17 protein-coding genes and 1 pseudogene are annotated in these 20,934 nt (G+C 40.5%); 5 read left to right on the plus strand and 13 right to left on the minus strand.

What is annotated here, in order from left to right; genetic code table 11:
• Positions 1-151 precede the first annotated feature (151 nt).
• Positions 152-940: a diadenylate cyclase CdaA gene (gene cdaA / locus PGR74_RS13565; RefSeq protein ID WP_041504531.1), complete on the minus strand. Its 789-nt coding sequence runs from the start codon at positions 938-940 to the stop codon at positions 152-154.
• Positions 941-1,031: 91 nt separating this feature from the next.
• Positions 1,032-1,898 (minus strand): DMT family transporter, encoded by an 867-nt coding sequence (locus PGR74_RS13570; protein WP_041504532.1) that lies wholly within the window; start codon positions 1,896-1,898, stop codon positions 1,032-1,034.
• Positions 1,899-2,126: 228 nt separating this feature from the next.
• On the opposite strand from PGR74_RS13570, the gene PGR74_RS13575 reads away from it, so the two are divergent.
• Positions 2,127-2,762 (plus strand): LolA family protein, encoded by a 636-nt coding sequence (locus PGR74_RS13575; RefSeq protein ID WP_041504497.1) that lies wholly within the window; start codon positions 2,127-2,129, stop codon positions 2,760-2,762.
• A 67-nt stretch (positions 2,763-2,829) separates the two neighbouring features.
• On the opposite strand, the gene PGR74_RS13580 is transcribed toward PGR74_RS13575, so the two are convergent.
• From PGR74_RS13580 to PGR74_RS13590, 3 genes are all read right to left on the minus strand, one after another.
• Positions 2,830-6,993, minus strand: coding sequence for a response regulator (locus PGR74_RS13580; protein WP_052634879.1), 4,164 nt, complete (start codon positions 6,991-6,993; stop codon positions 2,830-2,832).
• Positions 6,994-7,171: 178 nt separating this feature from the next.
• Positions 7,172-8,071, minus strand: coding sequence for a phospholipase A (locus PGR74_RS13585; RefSeq protein ID WP_041504498.1), 900 nt, complete (start codon positions 8,069-8,071; stop codon positions 7,172-7,174).
• 32 nt (positions 8,072-8,103) lie between these two features.
• A complete protein-coding gene (locus tag PGR74_RS13590) occupies positions 8,104-8,346 on the minus strand; it encodes a GlsB/YeaQ/YmgE family stress response membrane protein (protein WP_041504499.1) in 243 nt (80 codons plus the stop codon).
• Positions 8,347-8,440: 94 nt separating this feature from the next.
• On the opposite strand from PGR74_RS13590, the gene PGR74_RS13595 reads away from it, so the two are divergent.
• The 3 genes from PGR74_RS13595 (at position 8,441) to PGR74_RS13605 (ending at position 10,300) form a co-directional block, all read left to right on the plus strand.
• On the plus strand, positions 8,441-8,749 hold the full coding sequence (locus PGR74_RS13595; protein ID WP_152616181.1) for a hypothetical protein: 309 nt from the start codon (positions 8,441-8,443) through the stop codon (positions 8,747-8,749).
• 27 nt (positions 8,750-8,776) lie between these two features.
• The gene (gpmA, locus tag PGR74_RS13600; RefSeq protein WP_041504501.1) at positions 8,777-9,466 is read left to right on the plus strand and encodes a 2,3-diphosphoglycerate-dependent phosphoglycerate mutase; all 690 of its coding nucleotides are present in this window, start codon (positions 8,777-8,779) and stop codon (positions 9,464-9,466) included.
• Positions 9,467-9,532: 66 nt separating this feature from the next.
• Positions 9,533-10,300 carry an exodeoxyribonuclease III gene (locus tag PGR74_RS13605; RefSeq protein WP_041504502.1) on the plus strand — a complete coding sequence of 256 codons (768 nt, stop codon included), beginning with the start codon at positions 9,533-9,535 and terminating at the stop codon, positions 10,298-10,300.
• A 73-nt stretch (positions 10,301-10,373) separates the two neighbouring features.
• Here PGR74_RS13605 and PGR74_RS13610 read toward each other — a convergent pair whose 3' ends face one another.
• Positions 10,374-11,408 carry an inorganic phosphate transporter gene (locus PGR74_RS13610; RefSeq protein WP_041504503.1) on the minus strand — a complete coding sequence of 345 codons (1,035 nt, stop codon included), beginning with the start codon at positions 11,406-11,408 and terminating at the stop codon, positions 10,374-10,376.
• Positions 11,409-11,412: 4 nt separating this feature from the next.
• Entirely contained in the window at positions 11,413-12,063 is a 651-nt protein-coding gene (locus PGR74_RS13615; RefSeq protein ID WP_041504504.1) for a DUF47 domain-containing protein, read from the minus strand.
• Between the two features lie 187 nt (positions 12,064-12,250).
• On the opposite strand from PGR74_RS13615, the gene PGR74_RS13620 reads away from it, so the two are divergent.
• A complete protein-coding gene (locus tag PGR74_RS13620) occupies positions 12,251-14,518 on the plus strand; it encodes a cation:proton antiporter domain-containing protein (RefSeq protein ID WP_041504505.1) in 2,268 nt (755 codons plus the stop codon).
• Positions 14,519-14,530: 12 nt separating this feature from the next.
• Here PGR74_RS13620 and PGR74_RS13625 read toward each other — a convergent pair whose 3' ends face one another.
• The 6 genes and pseudogenes from PGR74_RS13625 to PGR74_RS13650 all read right to left on the minus strand — a co-directional run bounded on the left by PGR74_RS13625 (position 14,531) and on the right by PGR74_RS13650 (position 20,893).
• Entirely contained in the window at positions 14,531-15,025 is a 495-nt protein-coding gene (locus PGR74_RS13625; protein ID WP_146216459.1) for a hypothetical protein, read from the minus strand.
• A 167-nt stretch (positions 15,026-15,192) separates the two neighbouring features.
• Positions 15,193-16,239: pseudogene (locus tag PGR74_RS13630) on the minus strand (DNA polymerase III subunit gamma/tau); the annotation flags it as partial.
• A 161-nt stretch (positions 16,240-16,400) separates the two neighbouring features.
• The gene (locus PGR74_RS13635) at positions 16,401-17,156 is read right to left on the minus strand and encodes a tetratricopeptide repeat protein (RefSeq protein ID WP_052634881.1); all 756 of its coding nucleotides are present in this window, start codon (positions 17,154-17,156) and stop codon (positions 16,401-16,403) included.
• 18 nt (positions 17,157-17,174) lie between these two features.
• Positions 17,175-18,995 carry a BatD family protein gene (locus PGR74_RS13640; RefSeq protein WP_041504509.1) on the minus strand — a complete coding sequence of 607 codons (1,821 nt, stop codon included), beginning with the start codon at positions 18,993-18,995 and terminating at the stop codon, positions 17,175-17,177.
• Between the two features lie 46 nt (positions 18,996-19,041).
• Positions 19,042-19,845, minus strand: coding sequence for a tetratricopeptide repeat protein (locus PGR74_RS13645; RefSeq protein WP_052634883.1), 804 nt, complete (start codon positions 19,843-19,845; stop codon positions 19,042-19,044).
• A 4-nt stretch (positions 19,846-19,849) separates the two neighbouring features.
• On the minus strand, positions 19,850-20,893 hold the full coding sequence (locus PGR74_RS13650) for a VWA domain-containing protein (protein WP_041504510.1): 1,044 nt from the start codon (positions 20,891-20,893) through the stop codon (positions 19,850-19,852).
• Between the last annotated feature and the right edge of the window lie 41 nt (positions 20,894-20,934).

Raw genomic sequence — 20,934 nt, forward strand, 5'->3', positions numbered from 1 at the left:
AGCTATCATCCTGCGGATGAATCGTTTGAAAAAAAAGAAACAAACGCGTTTTCACGCGAGAGGGAAATCGAGAATCGATCGCTTCGAATAAAAATACGGGGTACATAAAAGGCGGTCAAATACTCCATGCATCGACCAAGGGGTATCACTATCACTTGTTTACGACAAAACCGGCAAAATCATTATGCAAAAATTTACTTAATTCTTGCGGAGTAATACGTACCTTAAAGTGACCGTCTTTAACGAAAGAGATATTTCCGGTCTCTTCACTAACGACCACGATATGGGCATCCGTTGCCGTACTCATACCGATAGCCGCCCGATGGCGTAACCCCAGACTCCCCGGTATATTGTTATTATCCGAAACAGGCAAGATACAACGCGCCGCCAAAATTTTATTATCGGTAATGATCACGGCACCATCATGAAGAGGTGTATTCTTGTAAAATATATTTTCCAATAACTCTTCCGAAACATTCGACCGAAGCAGAACTCCGGTTTGCGCATAATTAAACAATTCCGAGTTTTGAGACAATACAATCAAAGCCCCCGTTTTTGTTTTGGAAAAATAATCACACGCCCGTACGATAGCATCTATCACTTCGTCCTTCATGGAAGGTTTCGAAAACAATCTTTCCAGGTTAAATATGTTTTGCAGATTATATTTGCTGCCGATCAACAATAAAAAACGCCTTACTTCCTGTTGGAAAACGATCAATAAAGCAATCACTCCCATTCCGATAAACTGCCCCAGAATAGAAGATATTAACTCCATATTAAAAGCCCGGACCAATAACCAAGCCACGTAGAACGTAAAAATCCCGGCAAAAATATTGATAGCGACTGTTCCTTTCACCAGTTTATACACCTGATAAAAAATAAATGCTACCAATAAAATATCTATAATATCAAAAAAACCGAGTTTTATAAACAATAACATATAGAATCCATATCTAAAATCTTTTGCAAATTTAAAGAAAATACAATACAAACCCGCAAACATCCGAATAAACTTCAAACAGAAAAGCAGGTTACTTTTTCATTTTACAGATGACGATCGTCACCGCAACAATAACAACGATCAATCCGACATAATTCAAGAAGGTTAATTGCTCGTGAAAATAAAAAACACCAACGGTAATCGCTGTCAAAGGTTCTAAAGTCCCTAACACGGAACTCGGTACAGGACCTATCAATTTTACGGCTGCAACCAAAAGACGAGCAGACAAAATAGTACTTAATAAAGCCAATAAAAACATATCCAACACGAAAGCCGGGCGGGCCACTATCTCTAATTTCCCTTGTACGACCGCGACCAAAAAATAAAATGCAGCCGAAAACAACATCACATAACAGGTAAGGACATCGGGATTTATCCGTTTCAGTACGGGACGGTTCAAAGCAACAATATAAGAACCGTAAGTCAAGGTCGACATCAATACAAAAAACAACCCGAACCACTTGATTTCTCCCGGAGACCAAGAGAGAAAATAAACACCGACGATGGCCATTAAAATACCGACTTTTACAACCACGGATAATTTTTCCCGGTAAAAAACAGCCATCAATACGGCCACCACGACTGGATAGAAGAAATGAATAGCCGTAGCCATCCCCGTCGGCATATAATGATAAGAAAGAAAAAGAAAAAAAGCCGTAATCCCATATCCACCGACACCGGCGATCAAAACTTCCCTCAATTCCGCCAGGGAAAGACGCATGCTTACCTTACTTATCCACAAATAAATAGCATACAACAAACCGGCAATCCCATACCGATAAACCAATATTGTTTCGTTATTCACCCCATCTATAATAGCTTGATTCGCGTACAACGGGATCAATCCGAAAGTGGCAGCCGACACGGCAGCAAACACTATTCCCTTTACCTTCTTCATATCGTCTCCTTCGAAATGCCGCAAAGGTAATAAACAATTAAAGAAAGGAACAACCTATTCCCGATTATATCCTCATCAAATTGATTAGCAAGCAATGGCCTGATCCAACGTATCTATCCTTAATAAGATCCATACGAATTTTAGGAAACATTTGCCCCCAAATTTTTACATCTATCCGATATTCTTTATCTTTGTCTCCATATTAAAGAAAATATAAAGCAAATCACTATGAAATACATTTTATCCCTTATCGCAATCGCCATGAGCAGCATGCTCTCTTACGCTCAAACAGACACGAACGCTAAAAACATTCTGGACAAAACTGTAGAAAAAATAAAATCGTATCCTGCCGTAGAAATTGTATTCGACATGGCGATGGAAAATAAAGCCGAAAATATCCACGAGTCTTACGAGGGGAAAGCTTACATGAAGGAAAAAATGTATAAGATTGAAATTATGGATCAAATAAATTACTTTGACGGAGAGACCATTTATACATACATGCCGGATGCGGAAGAGGTAACCGTAAAACTCCCCGACGAAGATCAGGAATCCTTTTTAAACCCGACTATTCTTTTCGACATTCATAATCAAAAGTTCAACCAAAAGTTAGTCGAGAATAAAAACGGGATTGCTTACATCGAATTAACCCCTAAAGCTCCTCATAAACAAATAAAAAAAATAGGAGTTTGGATAGATACGGCCAAAAATACGGTACAGAAAGTTATCTCTTACGGGAAAGACGGAAACGACATTATCATTACGATTAAAAGTCTAAAAAAACCGGAACAGGAATTGGACATAACTTTTTTCCGTTTCGACACGAAAGCTCATCCCGATGTAGAAATCAACGATCTGCGTTAAATATCAAACGGATTTACAATTGAAACGACGGGGTTTCCCGTCGTTTCAATTATCCAATCACGAATCTTCAAACTTCAAATAACCGAACCAACAAATCCTTCAACATCTTCACGTTGACAGGTTTGGTCAGAAATTCATCGCATCCTGCCTCCGCGGCACGAATTCGATCCTCATCAAACGCATATGCAGTCAAAGCTATAATCGGGATTCTTTTATCTATTTTCCTGATTTCACATGTCGCTTCCAATCCGTCCATTTCAGGCATCTTTATATCCATAAAAATCACTTGAGGAGCTTTTTCTTTATATAAAGCAATCGCTTCTTTTCCGTTCTTGGCCCATACCAATTCATACTCTTTCTTTAAAATAGTGGACAAAAACAAAAAATTACTATCGTTGTCTTCGGCAATTAAAATTACTTTTTTATCGCGATTCTCCTTCTTAACCGACGCTCCGTTTTTTGGCAACAAAAGATCGGTTCTCACCCCCTTTTCAACCGAAACGTCACAAGGTATGAAAAACCAAAATGTACTTCCTCTACCCCATTCGGAGTCAACCCCGATCTCTCCTCCCAACCGCTTAACAATCATCTCACATATAGATAACCCCAATCCGGTTCCTTGAACGAAACTATCGAATTTAGTAAAACGTTCAAATACATTCTTTAGATTTTCAGGAGCAATCCCTTTACCAGTATCAGTAACGTAAAAACGTAATCCTTTCGCAACCCGTTCATACCCCATACGAATACTTCCCGACGATGTAAACTTACTGGCATTACTTAAAAAATTAGATATCACCTGTGTTAAACGGTTTTTTTCAGAATGAATGATACAGGTCTCCTCAGGCAATTCGCAAATCAACCGTACATCCGGTTTAATTCGATAAAGATATATCTGTTCCAGATCCCGGAACAGGGTAGAGACATTTATATCGGAATAGACAAATTCAAGCTGTCCCGCCTCTATTTTCGACAGATCCAGAATATCGTTAATCAATTGCAATAATAACTCGTTATTGGTCTCAATAATCCGACAATAATCCTGAATCTCATCCGCATCGGTCGTTTGGGTAATCAGGTCGGAAAAACCGACAATCGCATTCAACGGAGTACGAATCTCGTGGCTCATATTAGCCAAAAAGGCCGTCTTTAATCGGTTGGATTCTTCAGCCTTGTCTCTCAATAGAATTAACTCGTTCGTTACATTCTTCCAATCCGTTATATCTCTCCTCAACCCCGTGACCTTCACTAATTTTCCTTTATCATCCCGTTCATAGGCGACTCCGTGAATCTCTACCCAACGATAATCCTTATTTTGTAATTTCACTCTGACTTGAATGGTTATTGTCTCGACCTCTCCTTGAATCAACTCTTGAAGAGCCTCTTCCACGATATGAATATCATCTCCGTACATATAAGAATAATACTCTTCCGTCGTAATACCATGGTACATGAAAGACTCAGGATTGGGTGAAGAAAATATTCCCGTAGCAATATCGTAATCCCATTGAACTATTCCTCCAGATTTTATGACCAAATCAGATTTAAAAATATAATCTTTTAATCTCCTCTCCGCCTCCACTGCCTCTGTGATATATTTTCGGGTCCCCATAACCTTCAGCGCATTTCCATCTTTGTCCATCCCCATAGCCTTGGCCGTCAACTGAGTCCATTCATAATTACCACTTAAAGCAGTCGTATAGATCACCAAATCCATCACATCGGTTTTCCGGCAGATTACCCGTTGCAATTCCCGATGGAATCTATCGCGATAATCGGGATGTACAAGAAGCAAGTACTCGCTTAGACTGAATCTCCTACCAAAAAAAACCGATTTCTCACTGCCGGAATAAAATAAATCCTCTTCAACATTATAATCCCAAGGCACTATATCCGCCGCTTCAAAAGACAATTCCAATTTAAATTTACTCTCCTCTAACTCTTGTTGTTTACCGATCTCATCCGTAATATCCCGTTCCGTACCGACGATCTGACAAATCGAATCATTGTCCACAGAACAAATACCGATCGCGTGCGTTTCATACCACTTGTAATTTTCTCCCCGTTTAAAACGCAATCGAACGGAATCTTTCTCTTTCTCCCCGGAAATCAATACGTTCATAAAACGCTTGTACTTTCCCCGATCATCCGGATGCAATATGGAATATGCTTCCTCAAAACTCAAACCGTTCTGCGCTACCGTATCATGATAAAAAGAGGAGAACTTCTTTTGGGATACATCATAAGTCCAAACCGATAAAGAACCGGCATCCAAGGCCAAAGAGAGTTCATTCTTAATATTACCTAATTCGATTTCGTTCTTTCTGATATCCGTAATGTCAACAACAATTCCGATAAGATAACAGGAATCATCATTATTCAATAATTTTGTTTTCGTCAACACGCCCCAACGCAAAAGAGCACCTTCTTGATCATATATACACCTCTCGTATGTCAACGGCATATCACTATTCAGCACCATCCTATCTTCTTCTCTATACATGGCGGCTTTAGGATCGTTCAACTCAAAATCATTCTTCCCCAAAAAAATATCAGATTTTTCCTGGTAAAACTCTACCGTTTTCCGGTTATAAAAAATATAACGGAAATCATTCGAGACATCTTTTACAAAGAGTCCAACAGGCAGGTTATCGATGATCGATTGCAAAAAAGTTTTCAATTTCAGAACCTCTTTTTGCGCCGCTACGCGAGGGGTTATATCACGTACAAAACAGATCACTTTATCGCCCTCGAAAAGAGCCGTCCTCGACTCAGCAAATGCCTCCTTATCACCTATTTTTACCACGTAATTAAAAGAATATTGCTTCTTGTCCTTTATCGTACGCCTGACATTTTCTTCTATAATCGTAAAAGCCTCCTTAAATTCAGGCGCTATTTCTCCTATTTCTTGAATATTTTTCCCCAGTATCTCCTCCTTTGTCAATACCAATAATACATCTTGCAAAGGATTAACAATATCTATCACATTCAGGAAACTATCGTAAATAACCACCATGTCCGGCATATTTTCCAACAAATGGGTCATTTTTGAAACTAACCGTACGTATTCCCTCTCTTTTCGTTTTTTATTATAACCAATAAATAAAATAACAATCACCAAACAGATAAGCAGAACAAAAAACACAACCACCTCCTCCGGATACTCTTCCCAAAAAGAGGGAAGCATATTATGCCAAACCACATTTTCCGGCAAACGAGACTTACTGATCCCGGATTGCGAGAAGATGGAATAATTCAGATGATAACGAGGCCGCGTAGGCGTTATCGTAAAAAACGGAGCCTTCTCTATCCCGTTCTTCAACACCGTATAAGTCAAACTGGCCAGATCCCTTCCCAGCTCCTCTCCGGTTACAAAATACCCTCCGAAATTACGAGAATCTCCAAAATCCAAATCTAATATTCCATAAACGAATTTGTCCGTATGATAGGGCAACTCGTTACTCAACATGGTGCTCGCATGTAAAGACTTGTTCACATCGGTATACCATCCGGCAGAAATCAAGGCACAATGATTATCAGCCAAAGCGATAGAATCCAATAAAGCTGTCGTACTCAAACGACTTCCAGGAAAATAATGTATCTTCAAACCACCTATTTTTTCAACAATCGATTTCAAATAGGGTTCGAAAAAGATCTGGCGATAACGGTCGTCATAGTAAAGTAGGATATGTTTCACCTCCGGTTGTAACTGTTTTATTAACCGTAGATTTTCCTCGAAATAATCCACGATATAATAACCCGCCACCTTGTATCCGTCGAATGTTGTTTCTGTAGATAAAATATCGTGTATATCTTTTGCCTTAACCCCCGAATAGTCGATTATACCACGTTTTACACCTCCCAGTATGACCGGAATACCTTTCCATTTCTCTATACAACTATGTCGATAAGCCATCCAAGCTTCACTTCCAATTAGAATAACGGCTTTCGGCAACACGCTATAAGCATGAAATAAAGAATTCATCCAACTACTCCAATCCTCAAAATTCGGATTAGCTTCACAATCCAAATATTCTATGTTCACCTTCACATCCGTGTTCAGCCCCAACTCTTCTATGAAGGCCGAAATGATACGACTTCCTCTCTCTTTCAGAGGAGAATAAGAACTAATCACCAACAATTTTTTATCTTCTGCTACCTCTCTGGCTTGTAATCCACTTATCCCCGAAAATAATAAAATCAGACTCAACAAATACGATTTATAGTCCATTTTAAATAGAGATTTGTTTATCATATTTAATTCTTGTCATTACTCACACACTTATTTTAAGAAACTCTCCAAACATGACAAAAAGGAGACAACAAAATTACAAATTAAACCCCTATTTCCCCCACATCTACTCCAATATATTCATCCAAATCTTTTAATAATCAAGTAATATTATTTGTCAATAATAGTTTCTTAAAAAAGGTTTTATACAAAATCCCACGCGTACCATCGAAACATAACGGTCATACTCCAGCATATTCTCTGCATAACCGTTGTAATACTGAATAAAAAAATACTCATTCGCTTTAAGGGATGGCTTATAATTTATTTCCAATATGGTATTCATATCAATAAATTGACGTCGGGGATTAATAACGACGGAACACCATAAACGTTCATTCGCACTTTGATAATTAAAAGCCAATAATCCATAACCTTTATATTTCAACAAGTCTGGATTCCCGTCTTTATCGACCCATCCGGCCCATAATTTAAGTTGCAGCGAAAAGCGCAAATCAAAAAAATAAGAACCGGATAAAGAAAAATAATTCCAACTCCTGGATTCTAAAGAATCCCTTCCGTTCGATTCGTGCTCAAAAGAGAATACCGCAACTCCCCGTATCTGATTTTTATATATGATGGCTTTACTTAAGCTAAGCCCGGGATTAAAATTATTATCTAAAAACGGACTCGATTTCCGGTATATATCCCAAAAAGATTTTTGAGTATAGGTCAAATAAAGAAAGGTTCTAAAAGGTAAGATACTTTTAGTCAATCTTTGCCGGATGCTGATTTGAAATTTCGCATCCGCACTATTTTTGTCTATACGACGATTGGTCGGAACTCCGGTCACAAAATAATTATCTCTGTATATTCCGAAACTCGGGGTATTATCAAAAATAGCTAAAGCATCCTCTTCATTAGGCAAAATCGTATCGAGACGTACTTTTTCCCGAATCAATCGTTCCCGTTGACGTGATAAACTATCTTCCTTTATCCCCTGAATCTGCCCCGTGACAAAGCAATTCAATGATAATACAAATACGAGCAGACAAATTCCCCTTCGTCCGTTTCTCATTATCAATTACATTACAATTCAATTTTATCCGTTCATTTGCCGCTGAATAACGACACGATTGCCAATAATACGATAGCCCCGACAGTTGCCGAAATCAAACTCCCAATAACTCCTCCCATAGCAATTCCCATCAACCCGAACAACCAGCCGCCTAACACGCCACCGATAATACCGACAATCAAATTCACGATTAAACCCAATCCACCGCCCCGAACGATCTTACCGGCAAAATACCCGGCTAATATACCGATAATTATGTACAGAATAAATATCATAACTTTATATTTTTTATTTTCTTATTAAACTTTCTTTCCACTGAAATTGTTTCATTCCCGGCTCGTTTTTTTTTAATTATCCGTTTAGTTACCCATGTCGGCGAAACGATCAGGCGGTATTTTTAGCCTGATGCTACTTATAACAAGTACTCACCCGAGAGAAAACCATGAAACGTATACGTTTTCCCTATCGTTAAAAATGACTGCTGCCGCATTCATCATGATAGGGAAGACGACTGTATCGTTACCGGACTACTATACGGTACAGGAAACAAACGGAGATTTCCCAACCCCACCTTTTACTTACAACCGTTTTTATTTCCGTCTACAAACCCCGGAAACCTCTATTATTGCACGCGATACCCTCCGGCTTTCCAAAACATTTCGTGTTACAAACACGTAATACCCATAAATACAAATAAGAAAAAACATGAAAAAATTGATATTAGTCAGACATGGAGAAAGTGTTTGGAATAAAGAAAACAAATTCACGGGATGGATCGATGTAGACCTCAGCGAAAAAGGAGAAGAGGAAGCCCGAAAAGCAGGAGAACTAATCAAAAGAAATAATTTGACTTTCGATATCGCTTACTCCTCTGTTCTAAAACGGGCTATCAGGACACAACATCTGCTGGCCGAAGCGGCCGATCTGGTTTGGGTCCCGGAAATCCATCATTGGCGGCTAAATGAAAGACATTACGGTGCATTACAAGGATTGAACAAAGCAGAAACAGCCAAAAAATACGGGGCGGAACAAGTCCACATCTGGAGAAGAAGCTTTGATGTAACACCTCCTTTGTTAGAACCCGACGACCCCCGTAACGCCGTCTTTGAAAACAAATATAAAGATGTGGACCCGGCAGCTCTGCCTCTCGGAGAGTCGTTGTCCCTGACCATTAATCGAGTCCTGCCTTTCTGGCAAGATTATATTGCACCGGCTTTATTAAGCGATAAAACGGTTTTGATAACCGCACACGGGAACAGCTTGCGAGCTCTCGTTAAATATTTAAATAACATCAGCGATGAAGATATCGTCAAGTTGGAAATACCGACCGGTATTCCTCAATTGTTCGAATTAGACGATCAACTCATGCCTGTTCGTCACGATTATTTAAAATAAAGAACCTCGATTCCGTTTTTCTTCTTCAGCAAAAAAATGTAGATTTGTCCGTTTTAACGGAATAAAATGAAAATTATCACTTACAATGTGAACGGCCTCCGGGCCGCTCTTTCCAAAGGACTGACGGAATGGATGGCTGAAGAACAACCGGATGTTTTATGTATTCAGGAAACCAAAGCTCAACCGGAACAAATTCCACTTCTGGAATTTGAAGCATTAGGATATCACACCTATTTTTTTTCAGCCCGAAAGAAAGGATATAGCGGCGTAGCCATCCTGACAAAACAGAAACCGGATCAAATAGTATACGGAATGAATATTCCCGAATACGACAATGAAGGACGATTCATCCGGGCCGACTACGGGGATCTTTCCGTCGTGAGCGTGTATCATCCTTCCGGAACTACCGGAGATGAAAGACAAGCTTTTAAAATGAAATGGCTTGCTGATTTTCAAAATTATGTCAAAGATCTGGAGAAAACACGCGAGAAATTAATTCTATGCGGAGATTATAATATATGCCATCGCCCGATAGACATTCACGATCCCGTACGGAATGCGACGAATAGCGGTTTTCTTCCCGAAGAACGGGAATGGATAGGTAATTTCATCGATTCCGGCTTTATCGATACTTTCCGGCTTTTCCACCCGGAAGAACCTGATTGCTACACCTGGTGGAGCTATCGATTCAATGCCAGAACAAACAACAAAGGATGGCGTATCGATTATTGCATGGCATCCCGAAATTTACAAGCCCAACTAAAAGATGCCTATATTCTTCCCAACGCCAACCATTCGGACCATTGCCCAGCAGGTATAATAATTGATAATTAATTGAAAACTGGATAAGGCCCTTTCAAAAATCTTATCCAGGTATTCATCTGATACATCTTGTTCTTAGCAACCGTCATTCTGGCAAGGGCAAAAAGAATCCCATCATCCAATAAATCAAACCGGACATGACAATGGTGGCAGGGATGGTTAATATCCAAGCGACAACAATATTGGAAGCCGTGGCCCAACGGACAGAAGCAACACCTTTCGTAATACCGACCCCTATGATAGAACCGGTAATCGTATGAGTAGTACTGACCGGTATTCCCAATACCGCTGTTCCGATCAACGTCAAAGCTCCTGCTGTTTCCGCACAAAAACCTTGTACAGGCTTCAATTTGGCCAACCCGTCCCCTAACGTCTTTATCACCTTTTTACCCCCGATAATAGTACCTAAGGCAATGACGGAATAACAGGTAATAATCAACCATAACGGGACATGAAACTGACCCGTATTCTCGTATAGATATTCACCGACAAATTCGTTACTTCCAGCCACGCTGAAAAGAAGGATCGCTATGATTCCCATCGTTTTCTGTGCATCATTAGCACCATGTCCCAAGCTGAATATTGCAGACGAGAAAAGCTGGAAGGCCTTAAAAAGCCCCTCTACTTTTACCGGATGCTGCTTATGAAAGACGCGCAAAGTAATACACATCATGATAAACCCGAGTATCAAACCGATCAGCGGGGAAAGTACGATAAATATAGCTATTTTGAAAATTCCGGAAAATACCAGAGCCGAACTTCCGTAAGTAAACCAAACCGGACCGATCAAACCTCCGATCAAAGCGTGAGAAACACTGATAGGCATACCGAAATGAGTACACAACCAAACCCAAACTACCGATCCCAATAGGGCAGCTAAAATCAAAAATTCGTTGATCTTAGTGGGTTCGACTATGCCTTCCCCCATCGTGTGAGCTACACTTACTCCAAAAATAAAAATCGCAGAAAAATTCCAAAAGGCAGCCCATAAGACAGCCATCGTGGGAGAAAATACCCGTGTCGCCACAATAGTAGCTATCGAGTTGGCTGCATCGTTCATTCCATTCAAAAAATCGAATAACAAGGCTACAACAATCGCAATAAGTACAATGGTCAACATAGGTTTATGCAAATTTAATGATAATTCCCCGAACCGTATCTCCTATGTCCTTGGCCCGGTCTGTGGCATCTTCCAAAGCCTGCCCGATATTTTTCAACTTAACCAATTCGATCGCATCTTTCTCGTTGGCGAACACATCACTCATAAACTGCTCGTATAAATCGTCCACCTCATGCTCGATTGCCTTGATCTGATAACATTTCTCACTGATCATTTGCGGCTTCTTCTGAATGTATTCCAAATTTTCCATAACCGACTTTAAAATAACGGCATCCTCCGCAATATGCTTTCCGATTTCGACCAAAGTCTTATTCACACTCTTGGGCCGGTACATCAGAATCCGCTTTGCCGAATCATGTATGAAATCCAAAAACGTATCCATCCGCGAACCTAACGAATTCACGTCTTCGCGGTCAAAAGGAGTAACAAAAGTCTTATTCAGTTCTTCATATATTTTTGCAGTAATACTATCCCCTTGGTTTTCAAAAGTTTTTATATCCTTATACAATACTTTCTGTTTTTCAGGGTCTTGCTCCTGCAAAAGTTTTACCAAAAGATTGGCGGCTTGCTCTATCACAGAAGCCTGCTCCTTATACATCGGATAAAATTTCTTTTCCTTTACGACAAAAATTTGTAAAAAACGATCTATTTTCATAACACACATATATTAATTTGACAAATGTAATATCCTTGCTCAGACTATAATGTTAAAAAAGTAGAAAAGATATCTTTTTTGAATCTAAATAACAGACTCATATTCTACACGAAACATCTTTTTTCGACAGAATCATTCCATCCGGGGCAAAATTCATTACCTTTGGAGCGTCGTTAAAACGATTCAAATGTCGCACGTACCCGTTTTAATATCGGATTTGGCAATTATACTATTCTCGGCCGGATTAATTACCATTATTTTCAAATGGCTTAAACAACCTGTTGTCTTAGGGTATATTGTTGCCGGATTGATTGCCGGCCCCTATACCTTCGGAGGACCATTAGTAACCGATACGGAAGATATTCAGATATGGGCCGATATAGGCGTTATCTTTTTACTTTTTGCCTTAGGCCTCGATTTCAGTTTCAAAAAATTGATGAACGTGGGAGGAACAGCCATGATAGGAGCTCTTACCACCGTGGGAGGAATGATGACATTAGGATACGTGGTCGGCATGTTTTTAGGTTGGGGACACATGAACAGTCTTTTTCTGGGAGGAATGCTATCGATGTCTTCAACGACTATCATTTTCAAGGCTTTTGACGACATGGGATTGAGTAACCAGCGTTTTGCAAGTGTCGTATTCGGGATATTGGTGGTAGAAGATCTATTCGCGGTCGTATTGATGGTTCTACTATCCACGCTTGCCGTCAGCAAACACTTCGAAGGACTGGAAATGATTGACAGCATACTGAAATTAAGTGCTTTTTTACTCTTTTGGTCCATAACCGGTATTTTCCTTATTCCGACCCTACTAAAAAAAGTGAAACAATGGCTGAACGGCGAAACGTTATTAGTTGTGACCCTGGGATTATGCTTAGGCATGGTCATGTTGGCCGTCCAAGCAGGGTTCTCTTCTGCCTTGGGAGCCTTTGTTATGGGTTCCATTTTAGCCGAGACCACCGAAGCCGAAAATATCGAACATCTCTTAAAACCGGTAAAAGACCTGTTCGGGGCTATTTTCTTTGTTTCCGTGGGAATGATGATCGATCCGGCCATGCTATTGGAATATTGGTTTCCCATCTTACTCATTACCTTAACCGTAATGATCGGACAAATTACCTGTGCGACATCGGGAGTTTTACTTTCGGGACAAACTCTGAAGGTAGCCGTGCAATCCGGCTTTTCCTTGGCTCAGATCGGAGAATTCGCTTTTATTATAGCCGGCTTAGGTATCTCTCTAAAGGTAACGGATCATTTTTTATACCCCATTGTCGTTGCCGTTTCCGTCATTACGACATTTTTCACACCTTATATGATCCGGATCGCCGAACCGACCTATCGCTCCTTGAGCACCCGCCTGCCTCGATCATGGATCCATTTTCTGGAAAGATATAGCTCGGGATCAAACACGATCCGCCACAAGAATACCTGGAAACAACTGTTGAAATCCTTGTTCAAAATCGTAATTACCTACACGGTTTTATCTATCTTTTCAATCGCCATTTTTTTACAATACATAACCCCCTTTATCCGGGAAAAAATCCCGGGGATTCAGGGCTCTATCATAAGCGCCGTTTTGATACTTCTCGTCATCTCACCGTTTTTACGGGCCATCATGATGAAAAAAAATCATTCGTCGGAATTTCAACAATTATGGAACGACAACAAATACAACAGGGGCCCCCTGATCTCTCTGATAGTCTTACGGATAGCATTATGCATCTGGATCGTTATGTTTGTCATTTCCAAGCTGATCAACGTGGCATCGGGACTTCTTATCGCTATCGCCACGATTACCATTCTGCTTTTTATTTTCTCCAAACGCCTGAAGAAACACTCTATTCTTCTTGAACGCCGATTCCTACGAAACTTTACGGCACGTCAGCAGGAAGAAGAACGTAAATCGCCCATCAAACAACGTTTTGTACGTCATTTATTATCCAAAGATTTACATTTGGCCGAATTCGAAGTCGCTCAAACCTCCCCGAGCGTAGGGAAAAGTCTAAAGGAATTAAACTTCCGACAATCCTGCGGGGTTAGCGTGGTGACCATTCTTCGGGGAGAAGAACGAATAAACATACCCGGGGGAGAGGAGGTGGTTTATCCGTTTGACCGCCTTATCGTGGCTGCCACGGATAACGAGATCGAAATTTTCCGCAAATTTGTAGAAAATAGAGTCCAACAACGAGAGAAAGAGATTAAAGAAAAAAACACGGAAGAAGTGAGTTTAGAACAGTTCATCATCGAAAAAGGGGCGAAATTGGTCGGACGCACCATCCGGGAATCGGGAATACGGGATAAAGAAGCCTGTCTGGTCATTGGCATCGAAAGAGGCTCCACTTCCATCATGAACCCCTCACCCTCTACCGTCTTCGAAGAAGGAGATATCGTATGGATCGTGGGTGAACACCAAAAATTATTGTGTCTGGCCGAAGGTAAAACCATCAATTAAAATCAAGACTCATCACTCTATCTCCAAACCGAAAAGATTTTTTAACTCTCCGACAGCCGGATTCAATTCCATAAAATGTTCAAACTTATCCTTTGCCGTGAATAAACGCTTTTTCTCTTTTCCATCATCCGTCTCCTTGTAAAGCTCAATATTCAACGTGATGTAACCGTTGTTCAGGCGTTCTGCTAAATAAGACAAGATTCGCTGATGCAATTCATTCATTTTAGCCATCAAAAACTCGTTGTCAACCTCTATGGTAACGACAAATCCGTTGACCTTGGGAGGATGTGATGTAAGAGCCACTTTTACGGCCTCCCCGACTGAAGAATCAATAAAAGTACTTAAGACCGAAGAAACGGATTTTTCATCAAAGGGATCCTGGGCTTTTACTTTTTTCTCAATCTTTTGGACTTCCGGTATACTTCGAATCTCCACATAATCCTTACTCTCGGCCATAGCCTGCTTTAACTTGAAGGAATGAATAGCAGGGGTCTTGCCAGATTTCACCTCCGGTCGGGAATTCGTACTCGCAGAAACGGTCGAATCGGTTTCCTGCTTGAATTTGCCGACAAAACCGTCAATCTTTAATAAACCGGCAAACTCCTCTATACTAAGGCTTTTTTTTTTAACGCGTTAATCTGACAAAGCTTTATTAAGGTAATCTCCACGCAAAGCCTTTTTTCTACCCGGACCTTATATTGCATCTCACATTGTTCGATCACCTTCAATGCATTAAAGATAAAATCGACATCCACCTCTTTTGCCTGCCGTAAATACCGTTCACGAATGGATGCACTCACTTCCAATAAAGACAAGGTAACCTCATCCTTTGCAACCAACAAATCCCGGAAATGCTTTCCTAAACCGGCGATCAAGTTACCCGCATCGAAACCTTTCGTCATGATTTCATCAAACAAAAGAAAGGTCTCCGCTACCTTACCGTTATAAAACAAATCCGTTAATTTAAAATAATACTCGTAGTCTAATACATTCAGATTTTCTATCACCTTCGCGTAAGTCAACTCTTTTCCGCAAAAGCTAACCACCTGATCAAAAATAGAAAGGGCATCCCGCATCGCTCCATCCGCTTTCTGAGCTATAATATTTAAAGCCTCCTCCTCGACCTGCACTCCCTCTTTATCCGCTATCCTCTTTAAATGCTCTATGGTATCCGAAACCTTTATCCGGTTAAAATCATAAATTTGACAACGGGAAAGAATGGTCGGTAATATCTTATGCTTTTCTGTCGTAGCCAAAATAAAAATAGCATGGGCAGGAGGCTCTTCAAGCGTTTTCAAAAAAGCATTGAAAGCAGAAGCACTCAACATATGCACCTCGTCAATGATATATACACTGTATTTTCCGACTTGTGGCAGTAAACGTACTTGATCCACCAACCCGCGGATATCGTCCACACTGTTGTTGGAAGCCGCATCCAATTCATGGATGTTCAGGGAACGGGAGTTATTAAACGCAACACAGGACTCGCATTCGTTACACGGTTCCCCGTTCGGTTGAAGATTCATGCAGTTGATCGTCTTAGCGAAAATACGGGCACAAGTTGTCTTTCCGACCCCCCGAGGTCCGCAAAACAAATAGGCTTGAGCCAACTGTTTATTCAATATGGCATTTTTCAACGTAGAGGTAATCGCACGCTGTCCGATCACCGTATCAAAACTTGCCGGTCTATATTTTCGAGCTGAAACAACATAATTTTCCATAATATAACCACATGATTATCAAGAAGGACAAAAAGAAATAAACAATCAGGTTTTTTCGGCTAAAACAGATGCTACCACCTCAACAACCCGAATAATTTGTCTACAAAGTTACAAAGTAAAAACCAACTCTACAATAAATTTCTATTTTCGATCCGAAATAATCAAATTTTTTCCAGATCCGATTTCATAATCCACCCTTCATTTCCGTCGGCCATCCGGACATTATACCAATCCCCTAAAGATTCTACGATCTGAACTTTTAATCCTTCATGCACCACAAATAACTCCGTTCCGCTACTATCGGGAGCACCTCGCACAACGACACTCGGAGTCATTACAATACCGTAATTCCGATCAGACACCCGATGATATTGTTTCGTGGCAAAGAAAATAGTCACCGCAGTCAATAGTAGTAAAACAATTCCCACCGTAAAACCTGTTTTTTTCAAACCTATCGAATTGGAATGGAAAAACAAGGCCGCCATTATCAAAAAGGCGATGAACAAAGCCACGGAAAAATAAGCCCATTGGTCAGCCGAGAAAGTGGAAACAAAAGAGTTATACCAACGAACAAAAAACAATTCCGGCAAAACTTTAATTTTATCCACCGTCGCTTTCTGAGCCAGCGTCAAATTATATTTCGTATCCTTATCTCCCGGATTCAAAACCAAAGCCCGCTCGTAGTTCAAAATCGCTTTGGAAATCTCTCCCGCCTTATAATAACTGTTTCCCAGATTGTAATAAACTGCAGAAGACTCCACTCCCGCATCTAAAACCTGATTATATAACTCTATTGCTTTCTGATAATCTCCGTCCTGATACAGCTTATTCGCCTCTCCCTCCAACGCCTTCACATCAACAGCAAACACACTCAGATTCAATGAAAGCAAACACAATATGATATATATTTTTTTCATAATTTCAGATTTACGAATTTACAAAGCCTTATCCAATTTCGTAATGACAGTCAAACCGTCTTTATACACCTTATCCATCTCCTCTCCCTGATTGCTTCCGGGAGCATAACGAGCGTATTCACAATGATCCAAAACATCTATAAAATTTTGTATCAATTCGGCAGAAGCTCCCCGTTTCGTGAGGTGTTCGTTGATATTGTCCCGGTTCAACTCCGAAACTTCTATATTCAATTTGAAACTGACATACCCCCATAAAGCTTTCAATACTTCCTGATAAAATAACTCGGAATTACCACTTTTCATTGCCACGGCAGCAGCTTTCAGACGCTTTTGCGCCATCTTGCTGGCAGCCTTGCTCTTCACTCTTACCAAATCCGCATTCGCCTTGATCCTACGACGATTCAATATCATTCCTATGACAAAAAGGATAAAAGGTATCAAGAAACTCAGCCAATAGGCCGTCGAGGCAAAATATTGAACTCCTTTCGCTTTTAAAGCACTATTTCCCGTCTTAATATAGCGAATATCCTCCCCCAACATCCTTACATCTTCCTTTTTAAAGGATTGTACGGCACCTCCCTGTACTCCTCCTCCCGTATCATTTCCTTTTAAAACATGTACCTTATACTCCTTTCCTTTCAATATTTTGTATTTAGCCGCTAAAGGATCGAAGAAAGAATATTCAATGGATGGTATCGTATAATCGCCCGCGAAACGAGGTATAATCAGGTATTCGTAGGTAACCGTACCCGTCGAACCGCTTACCGTTGTCCGCAGATCCTTGGTAACCTTAGGATCGAATATATCAAAATCAGGAGGCAGGGAGATTCTCGGGGCTTCCAGTAATTTCAAATTACCAGTTCCCTTGAATATCACTTTATAAGTCAATGCATCGTTCGCCTTCAACGTATCGGGCGACAAAGAAGTCGACATACTCAATGTTCCGACCATCCCGCTAAACCCTAAAGGTTTCCCGGTTTCCGGCAAATTTTTTACGGTTATTTTTACCGGTTTCGTACGTCGTAATACCGTTACCGTACGTGTATTTCCGAAAAAACTATCAAAAAAATCCGGAGAACCGCCCACCCTTTGCTGCACTCTGCACTCCAACTCGAAAGGTTCTATCGTCAGGACACCGGCATGCTGAGGGAAAAGAACATCCTGCTTCAACACGCCGACATCGTAAATTTTCCCATTATACTCTTCTCTCTTCAGTTCGACACGAGGAACATCTACATTTTCAGCGAGAAATCCGTCAAAAGCGGGAAACTTCGTACGCCCGAAACCATTCAAATCCACTCTCGAATATACCTTCAATGTAGCCACTAAACTCTCGCCCACGTATAGACTGCTTCTGTTAACTTCCAGCCGCAAGAATAAATTATCCTCCGTAATTCGTCCGGATACCTCACGCGTGTCGGTCTGCTCTTGGCCCCGATTTACTCGAGAAGTACCCTCGTCTTTCACGACCTTTATCTTCAATGATTTAGACTTAATCTCTTTACCATCCACAACGATCGTGGCCGGATCGATAGTATATTCACCCTCTTCATCGGCAATTAATATATAAGAATAGGTTACCGATGCCTCTACTGTCGCTTTACCGTTAATAATTGTAACGTTCTGGGCTTCACTCACGGAAGGTCCCATCAACAATTCAAATCCTTTTAAGGTGGGTAATTTCATATTCTCACCCTTTTTACTCAGCGTATAAACTAATTTGAACTGTTCTCCAACACCCACGACACTCGGAGCAGAGGCCTCCAGTTTAACATCCTGGGCAAATCCCTTTACTCCCCCTAAAATACATATGACTATTGCAATTATAAATGACCTCATTGTTCTTTTTTTAAACGTGTCCGTTAGCCTCTAAGAATACACAAAATTACCAATTCTTTTCTATTTTCATTTTCTTCGCTTTCTGAGCCTGAACTTTCTCTTTTTGTACCTTCTCCTGCGTCTTCTTCTCGTCAGCTTCCAAAGCATCTAACAAACGCTTGGCATCTTCCTTGGAAATCTTCGCTCCCTGTCCCTGCTGCTCTTTATTTTGCTGATTTTGATCCTTGTTTTGCTGGTCCTTATTCTGCTGGTCTTTGTTTTGATCTTGATTCTGTTGATTCTTATTCTGATCCTTGTTCTGTTGCTCTTTATCTTGCTGATTTTGATCCTTGTTTTGCTGGTCTTTGTTTTGATCTTGATTCTGTTGATCCTTGTTCTGGTCTTTGTTTTGGTCCTTGTTCTGATCATCCTTGTTTTGCTGATCTTGCTTTTGTTTACGGGCAAACTCTAAATTATATTTGGTCTCGGGAGAGTTCGGACGATTCCGTAAAGATTGCTTATAAGCCTCTATACTTTCATCTAACTTATTCATAGACAATAGAGTATTGCCAATATTATGATACAACTCACCCAACCGCTCCTTATTCGTCTCGTCCTTGGTCAAAGACATGAATTGTTGCAATGCCTCATCGTATTTTTTCTGTTTATACATGGCATCACCTAAGTTAAAAGCCGCCTCATAAGAATCCACTTCTTTATCCAAAGCCTTCCGATACTCCACTTCCGCTTTTTCAAAATCCTGCTTATGAAACAAGTTATTTCCGCCACGGATGAACTTTCTCTCCTGTTGTGCCCACGATGTCAAACTCATCATCAAGGCAACCGCTATCAGTATTATTGTCTTCATCATACTCCTAATTTTTTACGTTTTCCTCATTACCGAATATATTAATCTTCAATAGATTCTTATTCTTACGCCCTAAAACGATAAATTCAAGTAATACGAATAATAAACCTATTAAGATAAAATATTGATATTTCTCTGAATAATCGCTGTATACCCGTTCTTCCAACAAGGTCTTATCCATTCGATTGATCTCGTCCAACAAAGTTGTCAATCCGACATTCGAATTACTTGCCCGTACAAACATACCTTCTCCCGCTTTGGCTATGGCCCTTAACGTCTCTTCATCCAACTTGGAAATCACTACATTTCCCGAACCGTCCTTCATAAATTGACCTGGATTTCCTTTTTCCGGAATCGGTCCTCCTTGCGGTAGTCCCATTCCTATCGTATGTACATATATCCCTTTCTCCCGGGCTGCTTTGGCCGCGGCAACGGCATCATCCTGATGATTTTCTCCATCCGTAATCACAATGATTGCTTTAGAAGCCTCCGTGTTCGGTGTAAACGATTTGGATGCCAAATCGATAGCGTTACCTATAGCTGTTCCCTGAATCGGTACGATATCCGTACTTATGCCGGATAAAAATAACTTGGCAGAAGAGTAGTCCGTTGTAATAGGCAATTGCACATAAGCATCACCGGCAAAAACGATCAAACCGATCTTATCATTATTCAACTTTTCCACCATACGAGAAATCGCTTGCTTGGCAGCCTCTAAGCGATCGGGTTTTATATCCTGTGCCAACATCGAGTTGGAAACATCCAAGGCTATAATCAACTCCACGCCCTCTTTTTTCACCTGCTGCAACTTGGATCCGAACTGAGGTCCCGCAACACCCAATATGATAAAAAGGAGCGCAATCAAGATCAGAACGAACTTCAAAGCTCCCCTCTTAAAGGATAATAAAGGCATTAAACCGTTTAGCAAATCCGGATTTCCAAATTCTGCTATCGCCTTCTTCTTATGCCTTACCGTCACGATATAAAATATAACTAATAGCGGAATGACAATCAATAAATATAACAAGTCAGGATGCGCAAATCTAAACATACCTTCTATTTTTTAAGTGGTAAACCACATGTTCAATACTA

This window comes from Sanguibacteroides sp. AM78-02pH3A (genome assembly GCF_027666085.1).
Classification (GTDB): Bacteria; Bacteroidota; Bacteroidia; order Bacteroidales; family Marinifilaceae; genus Gabonibacter; species Gabonibacter massiliensis.

Bases quoted from the DNA above. Each gene is read 5' to 3' on its own strand.
- gpmA (WP_041504501.1), top strand. From the start codon at position 8,777: ATGAAAAAATTGATATTAGTCAGACATGGAGAAAGTGTTTGGAATAAA.
- PGR74_RS13590 (WP_041504499.1), bottom strand. From the start codon at position 8,346: ATGATATTTATTCTGTACATAATTATCGGTATATTAGCCGGGTATTTT.
- PGR74_RS13595 (WP_152616181.1), top strand. From the start codon at position 8,441: ATGTCGGCGAAACGATCAGGCGGTATTTTTAGCCTGATGCTACTTATA.
- PGR74_RS13640 (WP_041504509.1), bottom strand. From the start codon at position 18,995: ATGAGGTCATTTATAATTGCAATAGTCATATGTATTTTAGGGGGAGTA.
- PGR74_RS13570 (WP_041504532.1), bottom strand. From the start codon at position 1,898: ATGAAGAAGGTAAAGGGAATAGTGTTTGCTGCCGTGTCGGCTGCCACT.
- PGR74_RS13620 (WP_041504505.1), top strand. From the start codon at position 12,251: ATGTCGCACGTACCCGTTTTAATATCGGATTTGGCAATTATACTATTC.
- PGR74_RS13635 (WP_052634881.1), bottom strand. From the start codon at position 17,156: ATGAAAAAAATATATATCATATTGTGTTTGCTTTCATTGAATCTGAGT.
- PGR74_RS13605 (WP_041504502.1), top strand. From the start codon at position 9,533: ATGAAAATTATCACTTACAATGTGAACGGCCTCCGGGCCGCTCTTTCC.
- PGR74_RS13650 (WP_041504510.1), bottom strand. From the start codon at position 20,893: ATGTTTAGATTTGCGCATCCTGACTTGTTATATTTATTGATTGTCATT.
- PGR74_RS13615 (WP_041504504.1), bottom strand. From the start codon at position 12,063: ATGAAAATAGATCGTTTTTTACAAATTTTTGTCGTAAAGGAAAAGAAA.
- PGR74_RS13580 (WP_052634879.1), bottom strand. From the start codon at position 6,993: ATGGACTATAAATCGTATTTGTTGAGTCTGATTTTATTATTTTCGGGG.
- cdaA (WP_041504531.1), bottom strand. From the start codon at position 940: ATGTTATTGTTTATAAAACTCGGTTTTTTTGATATTATAGATATTTTA.
- PGR74_RS13585 (WP_041504498.1), bottom strand. From the start codon at position 8,071: ATGAGAAACGGACGAAGGGGAATTTGTCTGCTCGTATTTGTATTATCA.
- PGR74_RS13645 (WP_052634883.1), bottom strand. From the start codon at position 19,845: ATGATGAAGACAATAATACTGATAGCGGTTGCCTTGATGATGAGTTTG.
- PGR74_RS13610 (WP_041504503.1), bottom strand. From the start codon at position 11,408: ATGTTGACCATTGTACTTATTGCGATTGTTGTAGCCTTGTTATTCGAT.
- PGR74_RS13575 (WP_041504497.1), top strand. From the start codon at position 2,127: ATGAAATACATTTTATCCCTTATCGCAATCGCCATGAGCAGCATGCTC.